The 19,599-nt window shown below is 48.7% G+C and carries 10 protein-coding genes; 4 read left to right on the plus strand and 6 right to left on the minus strand.

Features of this window, described 5'->3' with window-relative positions:
• Positions 1 to 92 precede the first annotated feature (92 nt).
• From ACYVJM_RS27055 to ACYVJM_RS27070, 4 genes are all read right to left on the minus strand, one after another.
• Positions 93 to 482 (minus strand): hypothetical protein, encoded by a 390-nt coding sequence (locus ACYVJM_RS27055; RefSeq protein WP_461151348.1) that lies wholly within the window; start codon positions 480 to 482, stop codon positions 93 to 95.
• Positions 483 to 535: 53 nt separating this feature from the next.
• Positions 536 to 1,045: a hypothetical protein gene (locus ACYVJM_RS27060; RefSeq protein ID WP_461151349.1), complete on the minus strand. Its 510-nt coding sequence runs from the start codon at positions 1,043 to 1,045 to the stop codon at positions 536 to 538.
• Positions 1,046 to 1,430: 385 nt separating this feature from the next.
• Entirely contained in the window at positions 1,431 to 2,876 is a 1,446-nt protein-coding gene (locus tag ACYVJM_RS27065; protein WP_461151350.1) for a SusD/RagB family nutrient-binding outer membrane lipoprotein, read from the minus strand.
• A 96-nt stretch (positions 2,877 to 2,972) separates the two neighbouring features.
• Positions 2,973 to 6,188 carry a SusC/RagA family TonB-linked outer membrane protein gene (locus tag ACYVJM_RS27070; protein WP_461151351.1) on the minus strand — a complete coding sequence of 1,072 codons (3,216 nt, stop codon included), beginning with the start codon at positions 6,186 to 6,188 and terminating at the stop codon, positions 2,973 to 2,975.
• 744 nt (positions 6,189 to 6,932) lie between these two features.
• Between ACYVJM_RS27070 and ACYVJM_RS27075 the strand changes: the two genes are divergently transcribed.
• The 3 genes from ACYVJM_RS27075 to ACYVJM_RS27085 are packed head-to-tail and all read left to right on the plus strand — an operon-like array spanning position 6,933 to position 12,642.
• Positions 6,933 to 10,208, plus strand: coding sequence for a SusC/RagA family TonB-linked outer membrane protein (locus ACYVJM_RS27075; RefSeq protein ID WP_461151352.1), 3,276 nt, complete (start codon positions 6,933 to 6,935; stop codon positions 10,206 to 10,208).
• A gap of 24 nt (positions 10,209 to 10,232) precedes the next feature.
• Complete coding sequence (locus ACYVJM_RS27080; RefSeq protein WP_461151353.1) at positions 10,233 to 11,726, plus strand: SusD/RagB family nutrient-binding outer membrane lipoprotein; 1,494 nt, start codon at positions 10,233 to 10,235, stop codon at positions 11,724 to 11,726.
• 55 nt (positions 11,727 to 11,781) lie between these two features.
• Positions 11,782 to 12,642 carry a BT_3987 domain-containing protein gene (locus ACYVJM_RS27085; RefSeq protein WP_461151354.1) on the plus strand — a complete coding sequence of 287 codons (861 nt, stop codon included), beginning with the start codon at positions 11,782 to 11,784 and terminating at the stop codon, positions 12,640 to 12,642.
• A gap of 66 nt (positions 12,643 to 12,708) precedes the next feature.
• On the opposite strand, the gene ACYVJM_RS27090 is transcribed toward ACYVJM_RS27085, so the two are convergent.
• Together ACYVJM_RS27090 and ACYVJM_RS27095 are read right to left on the minus strand one after the other, a co-directional pair.
• The gene (locus ACYVJM_RS27090) at positions 12,709 to 14,199 is read right to left on the minus strand and encodes a glycoside hydrolase family 130 protein (protein ID WP_461151355.1); all 1,491 of its coding nucleotides are present in this window, start codon (positions 14,197 to 14,199) and stop codon (positions 12,709 to 12,711) included.
• A gap of 130 nt (positions 14,200 to 14,329) precedes the next feature.
• Positions 14,330 to 16,702 (minus strand): glycosyltransferase family 4 protein, encoded by a 2,373-nt coding sequence (locus ACYVJM_RS27095; protein WP_461151356.1) that lies wholly within the window; start codon positions 16,700 to 16,702, stop codon positions 14,330 to 14,332.
• A 569-nt stretch (positions 16,703 to 17,271) separates the two neighbouring features.
• Between ACYVJM_RS27095 and ACYVJM_RS27100 the strand changes: the two genes are divergently transcribed.
• A complete protein-coding gene (locus ACYVJM_RS27100; RefSeq protein WP_461151357.1) occupies positions 17,272 to 19,581 on the plus strand; it encodes an efflux RND transporter permease subunit in 2,310 nt (769 codons plus the stop codon).
• The last annotated feature ends 18 nt before the right edge of the window (positions 19,582 to 19,599 follow it).

Below are 19,599 nucleotides of genomic sequence, written 5' to 3' on the forward strand. Positions count from 1 at the left end.
TCTGTGCGCCTGACGGCTTTGTAGGTGAATAACGTGCTCAGTGACCTGATATCGATCAGCCCTGACACCCGACTTCATCCCTTTATCGATTACTAGGAATTACCTAATGTCCGGTCAGGTTCGTTGATGCGGGTTGCCGGAATGGATTCTTTATCCGTGTTCGTATTCCAGTCGGCATTGGTAATTTCCACGTCATCGTCAGTCGACATAGGTGCCTGACCCCACGAAGCTCGTTTCGATTCTTCAATCGCTTCACTCGAAATACCATCGTTTTCATCCGATACGGCGGCCGTTGCCTCTGCTTCAGCCACATCGCCCGGTACATCGGTATCGCTACTGCCCGCCACGCGGGATGGCAGGTCGTTATCCAGATTCTTATCGTTTAACTGTGCCAACTCAGGGAGAATACCCATGGTATTGTGCATACCTTGAGCCGCGTACGACTCAGTGCTTTCTTTGCGGGAATTGCTACTTACGCTCATAACGTTGATTAGTTAAGTGTTGAGAATTTAAGAAAAGTTATATCCACCCTATATTAATAGGTAGGCTTGTTATTTAAGTCGGTGCCTGTTTCGGCCACTTCCTCTTCGCGCTGCTGCTGGTCATCATCGCCAGACTGGCGATCATCATCCTGCTCTTTAGCCGCTTGCTGTGCTTTGGGTATGGGTGTTTGATCGGCAGAAGCGTAGTCGTCCGGCCCTTCAGTTGTTACGTCAACCATAGCGGTGTTCGTTTTTGCACTATCCGCTACTGCCGACTCCATACCCTCTTCGGTCACTTCCATGGTGCTGTTGGTAATGTCGCCCATGCGAAGAACACCGTTCTTGCTATCCATATCGGTACTTCCCATACCCCGGATATTGCGACCATCCTGTCCGCCACGTACCTGCTCGCTATCAAGACCGTTTGCCGAATTTTCCTGCTCAAAGGTATTTTTATTATCTGTCCTTACCCGGTCGACATCGGTGTCATCCGTCCCAAATGGGCCTTCTGTTCGGCCATTTATCTGGGCATCATCCCGTTCTACATCCTTTTCGTCTTTCATGGCGTTGAGTCGTCTTATTTAATAGATTAACTTCCTTTATGACAAAAAGTTTATGCGTTTCCCTATCCATTTTGGCGTAACACATGAACAGAAAGTCGGGATACCGGAAAATATATATCTGTACCGTTCAATATACATTTATGGTCCTGTATTCCTAAAAAACCGGTTAATACCCTATATTTCTCCTCTGTAAGTAATAGTTTAAGGAGCCTTTCTTTCCCTGTTTAATCTACTAAATATGAAGATTTTAACGTCATTTGACGGGAGTCACGTATAGGAAGGTTCGTTTAACGTATGAATTTTTAATAGTTGGATAAAGCGTAATGCAGAAAGGGGGGCGACATTGTCGCCCCCCTTTTTTATGCTACGATTAATTACCCATGCATTATTTATCCCACCAAACGCGTGTGTACTGATCATCTTTCCCCTGACGGGCGATTACATCAGCATAGTTTTTAGCGTTCAGGGTCGTTTCTGTCGTTGGGTAAGCCAACCGGCGCGGAATTTCCGTTCCACCGTTCAGGGTGGTAGGTGCTGGTTTCAGGGTTGGGAAACCCGTCCGGCGCCATTCATTCCAAGCTTCTGTTCCCTGGAAGAACAAGGCAATCCAACGCTGATTGCCAATAAGCTCAATGGCTTTAGCATCGGAATAGGCAACGGCTGGCTGAGCAATGTAGGCCGCTAAAGCAGCATCTGTATACGACGTGCCTAACCATTGCTGCATGGATGCTTTAATGGCCGACTCATACAACGCTTTTGCATCACCGGTGATCCAGCCCAACTTAGCAGCTTCTGCCTGCGCAAATAATACCTGCGCATAGGTCATGATGTTAACGGGAGCCGTTTGTGCACTAATGGCAGCTCCTGCCAGGGAATAATCCTGTGCTTTACCTGGTGCCGGGAAAACGCCGTAAGGAGCCCCTATATATTCGCCTTTCAGATTCTTGGCCGCAAAGGCGGTCAAACGAGGATCGTTCACCTGCTTCAGGTAATTAACGAACGTAGTACTCAGAGCGAAATCTTTCCGGTTCGACCGTACATAGTTCGTATAAAGCGGATTTTCATTGTTGGCATCCGCCAGATACTTATACTGTACGTTATCGGCGTTCGACGCCAGTACACCATCAGCCAGAGCGGCTGCAAACTCCGCTTTCCCCTTGGCAGGATCGACTTTCGACAACCGTAATGCAGCAATCAACCGCAGGGAAGCGGCAAATTTCTTCCAGCGGGCAGCGTTGCTGCCCAATATGATGTCGCCACTTACCGCTTTTCCACCATCAAACTGGGCTGCCGCTTCTTTCCACTCTTTAAACAGGTCGTTATAAATATCCTGCTGCTTGTCGAAAGCGGGCGAGAAGTTCTGATTCGCTTTCAATGCCTGCGTGTAAGGCACATCGCCCCAACGGTCAGTAATATACTGAAACACATAGGCCTTCAGAATCCGTGCAATAGCAATCTGGTTCCCATTAGAGCCGTAGCTGGCTGCTAAACCCCGCGTCGTTTCATTGGTATTCTGGTCGATGATGGCCTGAAGATTCACCAGTGGTCCGGAATACAGCCCATTGTAACTGAAGTTAATGGTCTTGTAGCGCGAGTCCTCAATGTACGTAACGTCTGAGAACTGCTGCACATACAAAGCAGGAGCGATGTTAAAGCCACCTGGTCCAACCTGCGCGTTCATTGTTCCTACCGTGCGCTCTGCTCCGGTAATCAAACTAGCGGTGTTGGGATAAAGGGCACTGTTGGGGTTTACGTTTATGTCCCCAAAATCATTACAGGCAAGTGTTGTAGTCAACAGGCCCGTAAAAAGCAAATATTTGTATCCTTTCATTGTTTAGTAAGTCGTTTGTAAGGTCGATAGTACAGTCTGGCTTCGTAATCGATTAAAACTGATCTCATGGGGAAGCCACACCTTTTTCTCATCAACTTAGAGGCCAAATCTAACATTTACGCCGAACGAGCGAACAGGAGGCAGCTGACCACCTTCGTACCAGATCGTCTCTGACTCTGAGATGTCGATACCACCGCCAACGGCGCTATAAATCAACAGCGGATTACGCGCAATCAATGAAATATTTGCCGACTTCAGCCACTTGCCCAGCATTTGCTTAGGCAGGTTATAGCCAAATGCAACTTCACGCAGCTTTACATACGTTTTGTCGTAGATCCAGCGCTCGTTCAGGGCAAACAACCAGCCTTCATATAAATTCTGCGCATCGACACGTGTCGTGTTTTGCTTCCCATCTTCCGTTACGCCGTCCAGCAAAACACCGCCACCCGTAGCCGGATCATCACGCAGTGGCTTGCCCAGTTCGTTTAGACCGGCGGTTTCTGCTGCCAGTCCTGAGCCGGCATTAAACATTTTGGTGGTCGAGAAGAACTTACCGCCAACGACGAAATCGGTATTAACGCGCAGGGTTACGTTTTTGTAACTAAAGGTGTTCAACCAGCCGCCCTTGAACTTCGGCAGTACCGAGCCCAGTTCAACGTTATCCTGTTTGATATAGAGACCGGCATTGGGGCCGCTGCCATAGACCATGTTACGACCGTTGGCATCTTTCTGAATACCCTGTCCTACCAGCGTACCCCAATCGCGGGGGGAGCCATCGGTACCTGTACGGGCGTTCAGGGTGAGGGTACGCCACTGTGGGCCGTCGATCTGGTAGTTGGTTAGGCCATTAGCCAGTTCGATCACCTGCGAGCGGTTGCGATCCGCATTGATGTCGAACTCCCAGTTGAAGCCAGACGCCGACCGGATCGGGTTAGCATAGATGTGCAGCTCCAGACCCGACGTCCGAATCAGTCCAGCATTCACTACGGCGTTCGTGTAACCACTGGTAGCCGCTACCGGTAGCGGAATGATCTGGTTTTTGTTGTCATTCTGATATGCCGTAAATTCTACACCGATCCGGTTGTTCAGGAACTTCAGGTCGATACCGCCTTCGTAAGAAGATGAAAGGCCGGGCTTCAGGCTCGCGTTGGGCAATGTACCCGGTAAGAAAGCGGTTGAACTGTTGCCGTAGGGCAGACCCGCCGTGTATGCCAAAGCCGTTTGATACGGACCAACATCGGTACCCACCTGGGCATAGCCTGCCCGAACTTTAGCGTACGACAACACCTTGCTCTTTGGCAACAGTTCGGTCAGGATAACGCCGGCCGATACCGATGGATACAGATAGGCATTGTTCGCTTTGGGTAACGTCGACGACCAGTCATTACGAACCGAGGCTTCGACAAACACAAAGTCGCGGAAACCAAGACTTACGTTTCCGAATACACTGTTTACCTGACGCTCAAAGAGGTAGTTATTTGCCAAAGGTCGGTTAATAGAAGCGGCAATGTTGTAAAAACCCGGTGCCGACAAGCCGCCCTGCGTAGCCTGGAACAAGCCATCTGTACGGTTATAACGAATATTACCCCCTGCGTTGGCGACTACGGATAAATTTTTAAAGTTCTCGTTATAGTTCACCAATAACTCGTAGTTGTTCTCGCGGGTGTTGGAAGTCAGGGTAGAGAAGCCCCCCAAACCACCTTCATTCAACGTACCAATCGCTACCCGACCCTGCTGATAATAGGCGCTCTGGTCACGGCGTACCGTAGCCGATGCTTTCAGCGCTGGTGTAAACTGGTATGTCAGGCCAATATCGCCAAACAACCTGTCACCGCGGTTCGTGTTGGTATTCTCATACGCCTGTGTGTAAGGGCTATCCCAGTATTTAGGAGCGGGTTCCAGCGGGCCACCAATGTTCCAGCTACGGAACGTTCCGTCCGGGTTTTTGTAGTTACGCAAATCTTCCATACGCAACTGACGCTGAAACCACTGGTTAAACATCCCGATGGTTTGGTTGAATCCATTCAATGTAGCGTTAGTAACCCCGAAAAGATTGTTACTAACCCCCGTTCCACCCGACGAGCCATAGCGGTCAGCTGGCTGATTTTTTGTGCTCGTTGACGTATAGTTGATATTCAGGTTAGCCGTCAGTTTATCGGCAAACTTGATCGAGTTTTTTGTACTCACATAATCCCGCGACTGCGACGAGTTGGGAATGATACCGTTGTTGATGATGTGTGTATACGAGATGCGGCTCTGAAAAGCATCCGTTCCTCGCGAAAAAGCAATATTTGTGTTGTTGCTGATCGGCTTTTCGAAGAAGTCACGTACGTTATTAGGCTGTGGCGAAAATGGCGTTAGCTGACCAAATTCGGGACCTTGCTGCCAAGAGAATGCCGACCGGTGCGGTGAGCCATCCAACCGGGGTCCCCAGCTTTCGTCGGCCGAGTAATCCAGAATTTTCTGACCATTGAACGAAGACCAGGCCGCCGGATGAATAGATGGATCGAACTGGAATGTTTCCCACTCCTGCGAGTACCCGCCACCATATTCGTTTTGGTATTTAGGCAGCAGCGCCACCATATCGAGCGTTGTACTGTGGTTGATGTCCAGACGGGTTTCTCCGGATTTAGCGCGCTTGGTTGTAATGACGATAACGCCCGCCGAAGCCCGGTTACCATACAGTGCAGTTGCCGAAGGACCTTTCAGAACGGTCAGGTTCTCCACATCATCCATGTTCACCTGGCTAATATCCGTCGGTGTACCATCAACTACGTAAAGTGGATCGCCACCCGAAAGAGAGTTAACGCCCCGGATACGAATACTAGGGTTACCAAATTTGGCACCCGACTGGCCGAGTACCTGAACACCGGCAATTTTACCAGCCAGTGCATTTCCTACGTTCTGATCGCGGGCGAAGTTTAGTTTATCGGCTTTCAAGTCCTGAACGGCATAGTTCAGCGCCTTTTTATCGCGGGATATACCCAGGGCGGTGACAACAACCTCCTGAAGCTGGGAGGCATCGGGAGCCAGATTAACACTGATGTTTGTGCGGTTGCCAATGGCAATTTCCTGTGTTGTGAAGCCTATAAAACTAAATACCAGCCTTGAGTTGGCTGGAGCATTGAGCTGAAATGTTCCCTCAGCATTTGTGCTGGTGCCGCGAGACGTTCCTTTTACTGTGATATTGACGCCGGGAAGTACTGAGCCATCTTCCGACGAGGTGACCTTCCCACTAATAGCTACATCCTGAGCCAGCAATGGAAGTGCGAATGAACACAGCATAAACTGTGTCAATAGAAATTTACGCATAGAACATAATTTAAGTTAAGAAGTGAAAATCGAAACTACACTTTGCCCAAAATTATTAAAAATATGTTAAAACAAATAGTTTTAGATGGTCTGTTCACAATTTTCCAGAGAGGTTGTATTACGTTTTTTCAGAATAATATTTTTCTATTTTAGTTTTTTTTAGGAGCAGTCAGTATAAAATCCCCCCTTATTATGAAACGCGATAATTAAATTCTATTAATGCTATTTTAACAACAATCTAAAAACAATTAAAAAAACTCAGTGCATATGGATTTCAGCTTGATAATTATTTTATAAACATTTATTAATCAGCTACTTATACCTAAAAACAAATTTATTCACCCTTGTTTAACGCAGGGATATTTGACCGATAATTTACCCAAATTTCGACTATTAATTGAGTACTTCTCCACACTATTTAAAGCGAGGTTAATTACTATTAATAAAAATATAATTTGGATAGTTTAGATAATAAGAAATTACTACACACTCTTTTTAACCAAAGGGAATATAATAAACCAATTACTCATGTATTAATTAAGTATTTACTGAAATAATTACCAGAGTATATATACTAAATCTTTAAGAAATTTGCCTCACTATTTAGGATATTAAAACAAAATTAAAACACTAACTATTAGCGTTTTAAGTTATGGTATTCTCAATATTCTCAAGGAAATTGTAGATTCTTTTACCCCTTCGTTGGGGCATTTTCTTTTCTTAACTTATTTATCATCAACTTTTATGAAAAAAGCTCTAATAGGAAGCTGTTTTCTGTTGCTGCTATTCTGCCTGCCTGCGCTGGCACAGGAAGTAGCTATAACAGGCCGGGTAACCTCGTCAGATGATGGTTCGGCATTGCCGGGTGTGAGTGTTGTCGTTAAAGGAACGACCCGTGGTACAACAACCGATGCCAACGGTGCTTATCAAATCAACGTTGGGCCCGCTACAACATTGACCTTTTCGTTTGTTGGGTTTAAACCGCAGGATGTGGCCGTGGGTAATCGGACTGCCATCAACATAGTGTTAGCTGCGGATGCCTCTACCCTGAATGAAGTAGTGGTCACGAGCTTCGGTATACGTCGCAACGAACGGGAAATCGGGACATCAGTAACCAAGGTCAACAGCACACTGATCAACCAGGCCGCCCCGGTAAACATTGCGAATGGCTTAACGGGAAAAGTGGCCGGTCTGCAAATCAATTCGGTTAACAATGGTGTGGGTGCCAATCCACGGATCACCATCCGCGGTAACCGATCGTTCCTGGGCAATAATCAGGCGCTTCTGGTGGTCGATGGTGCGCTGACCGATGTTAGCTACCTGTCGGCAATTAACCCCAACGATGTCGAAAGTAGTTCTGTTCTGAAAGGACCCAGCGCGGCAGCACTCTACGGGTCCGACGCAGCAAACGGGGTATTGGTAATTACAACCAAACGAGGTACCCTGAATAATAAGCCCCAGATTTCCTACACCAATAACACCCAGTTAGAAAGTGTATCTTACATGCCGGATCTACAACGCCTGTATGGCTCAAACGGAGGTGAGGGTGCACCTTTTCTGGATGCAAACGGGCAGCGACTCTACGTTCCTTTCGAGAACCAGCAGTTCGGTCCGGCTTATAACGGGTCGATTCAGCCATTAGGCTATGGTGTTCAGATTTTTAATCCGGATGGGTCCATTCGACTCGACACCCTGAAAGTACCTTATTCATCGACAGGTAAGGACCCCCGCCGTGCGTTTTTTAACACGGGCGTTACCCAGCAGCACGATTTAGCCTATCGCGTGGGTGATGGCCAAAACTATTTTGGACTGAGTGTACAGCGCGTCGACCAGAAAGGGATTGTGCCGAACGACAAATACAATCGGACCAACTTCACCGTAAACGGCGGGCGTACAGTTGATCGGTTCACGGCCAATGCCAAGATGCAGTTTACGTACGAAAATACGAACAAAGAGAATGGCGATTTTGGACAGGGCCGCCCCGTTTACTGGAACCTGCTGAACCAACCCGCACATGCGCCACTTACCGACCCACGCATTAAGGACATCAACTCACCGTATGGCGATGTAAATGGTTTCTTTAACGCCTACTACCCAAACCCATGGTGGCAGGTAACCGGCGACAATTCGCGGGCGATTACCAACAAATATTCCATTCAGGGTACAGCCGATGTAGGATATGCGTTCAAGGATTGGCTTAGCGTTACGTATCGGGTGAGTGGTCAGGTTGCCAATTCGCAATCTAAATCTCACCTGGCGGCTGTTTCGTTTAGCAGTTATGCGTTGGGCGACCCCTGGAGTGCCGGCAATATCGCGTCGTCAATAAAGCAGGTAAACGGTAACGTTGGCGATGGCAGTGTTACTTCGACACGTTTTACGGGCGATCTGCTGGTAACAATTGCGCCCACTTTCGGCGACTTCACAACCAAGTTGATCTTAGGTCAGCAGGCGCGGGTTGACAATTCCCGTTTTGTTACAACTGCCGCCACATCGCTGGTAGTGCCAGGCACCTACAATATTGCCAACCGACTGGGTAATGTTGCCGCCAGTGAAGGCTCTTTCCAAAGCCGTCTGCTGGGTTATTTCTACGATTTCACGGCTGGCTTCCGCAATTTTGCCTTCATCAACGCCACCGGGCGGTATGACAACACATCGCTGCTGGCGCCCGGCAACCGGTCTTACTTCTACCCCGGCGTGAATGCCTCGGTTATTCTGACCGAAGCACTTCCCGCTTTAAAAGGTGGCAATGCCTTGACGTATCTTAAACTTCGTGGTGGCATTGCCAGAGCCGGTAACATTAGCGTAGGGCCTTATCAGCTGCAGAATGTCTTTAACCCCGGCAGTGGATTTCCCTTCGGCAGTCAGCCTGGATTCTCACAAAGCACCCAGCAAAACGATCCGAACCTAAAGCCGGAATTTACGACGAACAAAGAGATTGGCGTTGAATTTGGTTTGTTCGACCGGATAAACGCAGAAGTGGTGTACTACTCCATGGAGACGACCAATCAGACGGTTCCCATCCAGGTTTCGCGTGCAACGGGCTTCGGCAGCGCCTTGATCAATACAGGCTCCATGTTGAATAATGGGCTTGAAATCGAATTAAAAACGCTTCGTCCAATTGTAAATACGGGTGGATTCACCTGGAATGTCAATACGAACTTCACTTATATTAATAACAAGGTGACGTCGGTTTATGGCGACCTGGACAAAATCAATATTCCGCTGGGCAGCAGCATCTATAATCCGTATACGCCGGGCGCAGCCTCCAGTGTGTATGCTGCCGTTGGTTATACCTATCCAGCTCTTTACGGAACAGATATCGCCCGAGTGCAGAATACCGATGCCAACGCGGCCTACTATGACCCAACGGGTCAATTTGTCGGTCGCCCGATCATTAATCCGTCAACTGGTTACCCAATTCTGGATGCGAACATCAAGTATCTGGGCAATACCCAACCCAAATACCGGTTTGGCTTCAACAATACCTTTGCGTTCAAGGGGCTGACTTTAAACGCGCTGGTTGAATATCGGGGCGGAAACGTGATCTACAACCAGTTGGGCAACGCCCTTGAATTTACGGGCGCCGGTATCCGCTCAACGTATAACGGTCGGCAAAACTTCGTTTACCCAAATTCGGTGGTAGCCACCACGAATCCCGATGGTTCGAGCACATTTGCCCCCAACTCGACTATATCGACCCGCGACGGCAATCTGGAATTCTGGACGAATTCGGGATATCACAACGCCGTTTCGAGCTATGTAACAAGTGCCGCATTCTGGAAACTTCGTGAAGTGGCACTGAGCTACAATTTCCCGACAAATTTATTCAGCAATATCAAGTTTATCCGGTCGGTGACTATTGGTGTAACGGGCCGTAACCTGCTGATGCTACGTCCGAAGACGAACGTGTTCACCGATCCTGAGTTTTCACTGGATAACAGTAATGCGCAGGGTGCTACGAACGAATACCAGACACCTCCAACCCGCCAGTACGGTTTCCGCCTGAGCGTTGGTTTTTAAGATATACGCTAATCAACAGAAATCATGAACGTCAAAAGACTTACGATTGGGGTAATGGTGGCAACGATGACCATTTTAGCCGGTTGCCAGAAAGACTACCTCGACATCAATAATAATCCTAACCAGGTAACGGCTGCTACGCCGGTACTGGTACTGCCTGCTGCCCTCAGCTCGTCAGGCTCTTATTTCTCGACCAGTTTTACGTTTTTAAACCTGTGGATGGGCTACTGGAACTGGAGTGGTAATTACTCCATCGGCACATCGGATAAAAATTACCAATTTACGACAGGCTTCAATACGGGTATCTGGGACAATGCGTACATCATTCTGAAAAATTACGATTACATCGATAAACAGGGTGCAACGTTGGGTCAACCGCTATTACAGGGTATGGCCAAGATTATGAAGGCCTTACATTTTCAGGTACTCGTAGACACATACGGCAACATTCCATACACACAAGCCCTGCAAGGGTTAGCTACTGCTCAGCCTACATACGACAATGCCACAGCCGTTTATGAAGACCTGTTCAAGCAGATTGATGCGGCACTGACGTTGTTTAATGATGCGGATAAACTAGCAGCACAGGGTGGCACTGTCTTGAATCCGGGGACGAATGACATCATGTTTAAGGGTGACATTGCCAAATGGCGTCGGTTCGCGAATACACTGAAGCTGCGGATGCTGCTACGTCAGTCCGAAAAAGCAGATCGCCAGGCGTTCATTCAGACACAGTTAGCCACGATTAAAGCATCGGGTTATGGCTTTCTGAAAAGTGGCGAAAATGCGGCTGTCAACCCTGGCTATGCAAACTCGGCCGGGCAGCAAAATCCGTTCTACGGAACGTACGGGTATCAGGTAAATGGACAGCCTATTGAGGCCAATAACATTTACCGGGGTAATAAATACGGGATTAATTTTTATCAGAATACCAATGATCCTCGTATTTCCCGGTTCTATAACCCCGTTTCTGGTACCACTTACAATGGCACGTTCTTCGGAACGATAGCGCCTTTGGTCAATAGCCAGGTGTCGAGCATTGGGCCTGGATTGCTGAACAATGTCAGTCAGCCAGCCTACATTCTGACTTCGCACGAGGCCTTCTTCATACAAGCCGAAGCGGCTCAACGCACCTGGATTGACGGTGATCCAAAAGGCCTCTATCAACAGGCGATCACGGAGTCGTTCGTGAACCTGGGCCTGACAACCGCCGATGCTTCGACCTATTATTCACAGACTACTGCCAATGTTGGCTGGGATTCGGCGACCGACAAGATTTCCCTTATTGTCACGCAGAAGTGGGCTTCGCTCAATGGTTGGTCACCGTTCGAAGCCTGGTCGGATTACCGGCGGCTTGGCGTACCGGCAGTCCCTATTTCGCAGGACCCAAGCACCTCGGTCAAGCAGATTCCTGTTCGGTTGCTCTACCCGCAAAGTGAATACAACTACAACAGCGGAGTCGTAAAGACGCAGGGCGATGTAAATCAGTTTACCACAAAGATTTTCTGGGTAAAATAATCCATACACGCTAACTGGATACAGGCGTATCCGGTTAGACTAATCATTGATAATCATGAAAAAACTTTTGTATAGTCTCGTTGTGAGCGGACTGGCGGTCAGCATGACCGGCTGCTTGAACGACGACGAACATTTTACCGATTTTCAGAATGTAGGCGCAGTAGCTGAAATTCCATCATCGGCCTTTTACGGCATTGAAGATAATCAGGGATTACAAATACAGACAGCCCCGACCAACTACAGCTTCGATGTTAATATTGCGTCGCCCAATCCACCTACGCAGGATGTGACGGTTTCGCTCTCAATCGATCAGGCCACGCTGGACGCATATAATAAGGCGAATGAAACAGCGTATACGCTGCTGCCCGCCACGCTGTATCAGGTTTCGTCGCTGACGGCCACTGTCAAAGCTGGTACCCGACTGGCACCGATCAACCTCTCGTTTTTCTCGGGAGTTGACAAAGTACCGGACCCAACGGCGTACAATGATGCCGAGTATGCGTTGCCGCTGAAGATTACCAGTGCCACGAATAACGTTACGGTGAGCAGTAATTTTGGGATAAAAATTATCGTACTGAAAATAAAAAATCAGTACGATGGCGATTATCGATCAGTGGGTACGTTTAATCACCCGACTGCGGGTATCCGGGCTATTAATCGGGATAAAACCTTATCGACGATTAACGGAACGACGGTTCAGACGGAATATGCCGATTTGGGCGATGCGGCTCAGATGTGGTTAAAAGTAAATGCGGATAATACGGTCACGATTACGCCCAAAGGAACTGCCAGTGCCGCTACTGTTCAGTTTGGCGTAAATAAGTATGATCCCGCCACGCACGCATTTACGCTTAGCTACAAATATGCCGGAGCCGGCGGAGATCGGGTAATCAATGAAGTGATTACGCTGAAATAGACTGACGCCGACAATAAAAAAGGCCCGACTACGAATGTAGTCGGGCCTTTTTTATTGTCGGTTATGTTAGTTAACCACCTCAGCAGATACGGCTTCTGTTTTGCTCTGTCCGGTCAGTTCAGCCAGGAGTTCGGCTACATTTACGGTTGCAAAGCTGCTGGCGTAGTCGGCCATGGCGTAGGGTATAATCAACTCGCCATTGTTTACGAGACCACCGCAACTGTACACGACGTTTGGCACGTACCCTTCGCGCTCGTTTTCATCGGGGCTCAAAATAGGTTCGCTGGTACGGCCAATGACTTTACAAGGGTCGTTCAGATCGAGCAGGAATGCGCCAATGGCATACTTCCGCATCGGACCAACGCCATGACTAAGCACCAGCCAACCCGCTTCGGTTTCGATGGGCGACCCGCAGTTGCCCAACTGCACGTACTCCCAATGGAACGTTGGTTTGAGAATGAGTTCTTTTGTCTGCCAGAAATACAGATCATCGGAGTACATGAGATAGATATTTTCGCCGTCCTGACGGGAAATCATGGCGTATCGTCCGTTGATCTTTCGTGGGAACAACGCCATTCCTTTGTTGGACACCTCGGCTCCGTTGAGTGTACTTACGCTGAAATGCGTAAAGTCTTTCGTTTCCAGCAATTGCGGAAATGTAACCCGGCCATTGTAAGCCGTGTAGGTGGCGTAGTACGTTACCTGGCCATCGTCGTCAGTAAACTGCACAAAACGGGCATCTTCAATACCATTCGTTTCGTTGGGCGAGGTTGGAAAAATGCACCGCTCATCGAGACTCTGGTCGTCATCGAAATGAATTTCATAGTTCGATTTTGCCAGAGCCAGCAATCCGCTCGCGATGGTTTCGTATTCGGCATTGTACCGAAACTGCGCCAGTACGCGTTTAATCTGCGCATCGAGTTCAGACAAGGCAAACTCCTCGCCCAGGCCCAGCATCATTTTTTCCTGAATACTGTTTTCCAGCCGCAGTTCATACAATTTACGCTCAAACTGTGCCCGGTTGAAGCGATGGTTCGGGACTATTTCGGGCGATGTTACATAACGGGACGGCTGCCGCAGCACAATTTTGCAGGCCTCGTCGATATACCCCATCCGAAACGAAATAGACGATACGTGGCCTTCGCCCGTCGCCCGCAAACTCAGGATAAACCGTTTATAGCCCGGTGGTACATTGGTCTGATCGGGGTGCCAGATCATGGATGGGTTAAACAAAGCCGCCGATTCGAGCGAGTATTCCATCGTAAAATAGGCGCCCAGCAGCAACCTTCGCTCTTCCGTGAGCGGCTCATCGGTGAGCAGGTGCGCTTTGATCTGTTCAAAACGATTGAGCAGAAAGCGTTCAAGTTTATAATGACGTCCACCAAATTCCCGAATCACTTCATCGAGCTTCTGGGTAGCCTCTTCATCCGTCATACTGCCCACCCTGGCCACAATCTTCAGCGTTCGGGTCGTGCTGCCTAAATCGAAAGGGCGAAACAATACACGGGTGGGGTCTGGCCGGAGAACGATACCCGTACGAATGGCTTTTATACTCATCAGTTTTAAAACGTTAGTAGGTAAGGCAGGTACAAAGCTGTACAAGAGTAAATACCTCATAAACCAATTTTATAAGGTACTTACTCCTGTACAACTTAATCAATTACTAACTTATTATCCCGGCTTATGATTACCCGTTCATTAATGCGGGTACAGGCATACTCACATTGACAGCCTTTGTATCCGGACGCTGCTTCTGGACGGTATACAATTCAGCCAGGGCAAGCAGGTACGACAGCGTCGATTCTGCACCTTGGTTCTGGTTTACCCGGTCGATGTGCAATCCATCACGGCAGCCACCCGTCTGCTGGTCGTATAATGGCAGTCCCAGATCGTTAAACCCTGAGAACCACTTAAATATCCGGATGGCCGTCCGATGCCATTCGTCTTCACCCGTGACCGCAAAAGCAGCCAGACAGGCCGAAACCGTACTCTGGGCTTCGAGAGGCTGCTGATCGAAAAAGGCACGGGGTTGCCCTTTGGTGTAAAAACCGTTGGAGCCAATTGGCTGGAAATGACCGTGTGTCGACGTCTGCAAACTGACCAGCCATTTCAGTGAATTCAGGCCAATATTGGCCAGGTGTACATCGCCCGATCGAATCAGTACGTGAGCCAGTACGGCGTTATCATACGAAAGCGTATTTTCGAACCAAGGCCATTCTTCCGTTGCTGTTTCGGTGTAGCGGAACGTAAGTTTGTCAAGCAACTGACGCTCGATGGTTTTGGCCAGCCGGTCGTCGTTGAATTTCTTCTGATACTCATAGATACCTAGCAGCGCGAAGGCCCACGAGCGGGGCGACGACATCGACACCACCGTTGGCAATACTTTTTCGAACAGGCTCATGGCCCAGGTAACCGTATTGCGGTCGGATGATTGTCCAATGCATGTACCCAAGGCCCAAATAGTACGCCCGGTGCTGTCATCGGAGCCGAACTCTTCGAGCCAGCGCCGGTCATAACTCATGAAGTTACGGAAACGGCGATGTTCGTCAGTGTAAGCATGGTTGATGAACGCGCAGTAATTATCGGCTGCTTTTGCCAGTTTTGGGTCACTCAACCCGGCGGTGTTGATGGTCAGTGCCAGAATAAGTGCACGAGCGTTATCATCTGTGCAATAGCCTTCTTCGTAAAAAGGCAGGTGATGCCGGGCGTGCTGAACAATACCGGTTGAATCGGTCAGACGAAACAGGTGATCGAGACGCAGGGTCGGTAATTTGAAAGCAGCACTGCTGTTGGACCCCATCGTGTATAAAGCTTGGTTGTTGAACGTACTCATGCGCTCCTGGCGAGCGTGGGCAAAGGAACTGGCATAGGCATGAATGGCCCGCTCCCAGATCATCTCACGGCCCATCAGATACGCTTTTTTACGCATCTGGTGGCGCGTTGACTCATCGGTCAGCAGATTAATGATCTCAGTGGCGATAGCATCTGAGTCACCAAAAGGAACTAGAACACCTCGTCCGTCGGCCAGCAGCTCTTCTGCATGCCAGTAGGGCGTTGATACAACTGCTTTTCCGCAGCCAAAGGCATATGAAAGAGTGCCCGATGTAATTTGGGCTGGATTGAGGTAAGGCGTGATGTATATATCGGCGGCTCCCAGGTACTCGAGCAGACCGTCCAGTTCAACGAACTGGTTGTAGAACCGGATGTGATCGCGGACTCCGCAGTCGCTGGCCAGCTTTTTCAGGCTGTCGCGGTAGACTTCTCCTTCGTGCTTAAGCAGATTAGGGTGTGTGGCGCCTAGCACCATATACACCACATTCGGGTACTGCTCAACAATACGGGGCAGCGCCCGAATCACATTTTCGATGCCCTTGTTAGGCGAAAGCAGACCAAACGTCAGTAACGTTTGTTTGCCTTCCATACCAAATTTATCCTTAAAAAAATGGGGATCAACAAAAGGCATATCGGGAATACCATGCGGAATCAGATCAATTTTTTCTTCCGGTATTTCATAGATATTAATCAGAAAGTCGCGGCCCTTTTCCGACATACACACCACCCGGGACGACAAATCGGCAATGCTTTTCAGCACCAGCAATTGATCTTCATTAGGGTCTTTAAGAATGGTATGAAATGTGGTTACAATGGGCATTGTAAGGTTCCGAAGCAGCGTAAGAATATAATTTCCTGCCGAACCTCCGTAAATGCCGTATTCATGTTGAAGGCAGACGACGTCTACATCTTTGGAATTCAGAAATTCGGCAGCTTTGCGGTAGGCAGGCTGATCATGCTGGTAAAAATCGTAGCGAACTTCCGATGGATAGTCGTAGCCCTCCGGTGTATCGTTAACGGATACGACTAAGGCACGGGAATTAGGAATGAATGAGTTATACGATTGGTAGAGATCGGAAGTGAAGGTAGCAATGCCGCATTGGCGGGGAAGGTAGTCACCAATAAACGCTACGTTCTTAGGATTGTGGCCCCATACTGATGCGTCCAAATCACGTTGTTCAGAGTTCCGGTAAGGTAAGTTCCCGGTGCGGTGCGTATGAGTTGTCATGGTTGTTTTGTTAGCGAATTTATAAATACCACAAGGTCTGTTACTATAATCGACTTATAGACTCTTTTGTTTGGATTTACGGAAGGATTTGCACGTCTATTAACGGCTACCTTATTCGCGACAAATTTTTATCCAACTAAAACTTCATTTTACCATACGAATTATGGATTAATGTTGCTACATACGAAAGCAATTTTACATAACCTCAAGTATGTTAATCAACAAAATCAACTACAGTTGTTTAAAATTTTAGTCGATTTCAGCCTGTAACACAATTACTCACATTGACTTTTTTATCTGGCTGGTTTCTACACATACTTCTCTGCTTTACTTACCGGCTGCTGCGTATAGATGTTTAGGTTAACGTATGCCTGTACTATGTCTGTCTTACCTATTCTAATTGTATTCTGCTGACCCAAACGATGAAGCGTTCGTCGTACACCACCGTTTTTACGTACCTTGCAGACTTATTTCGCGTTCATTCAGGTATGATTTGGCACCGTATCGCATCGTTTATAGTAAAAAATAGGATTGCTTTATTAGTTGCTGTGCTCCTGGGCACAGTCTTCATGGGGTATCAGGCCGGCAAGGTCAAGTTATCGTACGAATTGGCCAAGATCCTGCCCGTCACAGACCCCGATTATCAACGTTACGAAGCCTTCAAGTCGCGCTTTGGCCAGGATGGCAGTGTTATGGTACTCGCCATCGAAACCGACAGTATGTACCAGCTTGGTTTCTTCAATGACTGGTATGCGCTGGGGAAGAAAATCCGTCAAATTGAAGGCATTAAAGATGTCGTTTCAAACGCCAATCTCGTCGGCGTCACCCGCGACGATTCGGCACATACGTTCCGCGTTCGTCCGCTTATTTCGGGACCACTCACGACCCAATCCAGTCTCGATAGTCTGAAGACCCGCATTACCAACCTACCCTTTTACCGGGGTCTGGTAACCGATAGTAGTGGTCGGGCGTATCTGATGGCTATTACCTTCGATCAGAAAGTAGTCAACACTAAAAACCGGATTTCGCTTGTCAGGCGCGTCGAAGCCGTTGCAGATTCGTTTGGCCACCAGCACCAGCTGGTCAGTTCACTGGCCTCCCCTTCCGACGGTACGGTACACATGTCGGGGATGCCCTACATTCGAACCGAATTTACGGCCAAGGTTAGTAAAGAAATGTTCCTGTTTCTGGGACTGGCGTTTCTGGTTACGGCCCTGATTCTGTTCTATTTTTTCCGTTCGTTCACCGTTGTGTTGTCGGCGCTGGCAGTGGTGGGCGTAGGTGTAATTTGGGCTACGGGCTACATTGTCCTGTTAGGGTACGATATTACCCTGCTCACGGGCCTGATCCCCCCGTTGATTATTGTCATTGGCGTTCCCAACGTCATTTTCCTGCTTAACCGCTACCACGAGGAACTAAATCGGCACCGAAGTCAGCACGAAGCCCTAATGATCGCAACTGAGAAGGTAGGCGAAACGACTTTCTTCGCAAACATTACCACCAGTATCGGTTTTTTTGTCTTTTACTTCACCGGAAGCCCCCTTCTGGTTCAGTTTGGTCTGGTGTCGGCCTTTGGCATCATGACGACTTATGTGGTATCGCTCATCCTGACGCCTATTATTTTCAGCTACCTCAAAACGCCATCACCCAAACAGCGCGGCCACCTGGAGCGTAAACAGGTGAGTGGTTTCCTGACCTGGGTAGACCATTTGGTACGCACCCGCCGAACAGCCATCTATACGTTCATTGGGGTTTTAACGGGCATATCCATAGTGGGGGCACTCCAGATAAACCCGATTGGCTTCATTGTCGATGACTTACCCAAGAATGACCCTATCTATACAGATTTGAAGTTTATCGAGAGCCGTTTTAAAGGCGTAATGCCTTTTGAGGTCAGCATCGACACCAAACGTGCGGGGCGGGTCCTAACGCCCCAGACCCTGACCAAAATAAAGCTGCTTGAGCGTGAGTTCAACAAATACGGTGAGTTCACGCGGCCCCTTTCGCTGGTCGAAGCGGTTAAGTTTCTGTATCAGGCCTACCGGGGTGGCGACCCAAAATATTATGCACTCCCCGGTGCACTTGAACTCAACCAGCTGGCCAGTTACGCTCCTCAGTTGAAAGGAGCCAAAAACGCGGGCGGAGGGCTGGCGTTCAAAGCCTATCTCGACAGTACCTATCGTTACACCCGCGTGAGTTTCCAGATGCCCGACGTGGGTACGGTGCGCACTACCCAGTTACTAAAGGAGTTACAGCCCAAAGCCGACTCTATTTTCAATATAGATCGGGCAACGGGAAAGCGGGTTGCCGCTAACGAGGAGTACGACGTACATATTACCGGCAACAGTGTCGTCTTTACAAGGGGCAACGACTATTTGCTGAAAAACCTGGCCGAGAGCACAGTACTGGCGATTTTGCTGGTTTCCATAATCCTCATCATCCTCCTGCGCGACGTTCGGCTAAGCCTGATCGCCATATTACCGAGCGTGGTGCCCTTGATTGTGACGGCCGGGATTATGGGGTTCTGCGGGATTCATCTGAAGCCGTCCACGATTCTCATCTTCAGTATTGCCTTTGGTATCTCATCGGATGGCACCATCTATTTCATCACCAAGTACCGGGATGAGTTGCGGAACCAGAAAATGACATTAGACCGGGCCGTTTCGGAAACGATTCGCTACACGGGCATCAGCATGTTCTATACCGCCATGATTCTGTTTGCAGGTTTTGCCATTTTTGCTGCATCGACCTTTCAAGGCACCGTAGCCCTGGGTATTCTGGTATCCATTACCTTGCTGATGGGCATGGCCTCCAACCTGATCCTCCTCCCCGCCTTCCTGCTGACCGTCGACAAACGGAGGAAGAGAAACGATATATGATATAGGATGTATCAACGG

The organism is Spirosoma pulveris, from assembly GCF_054781875.1.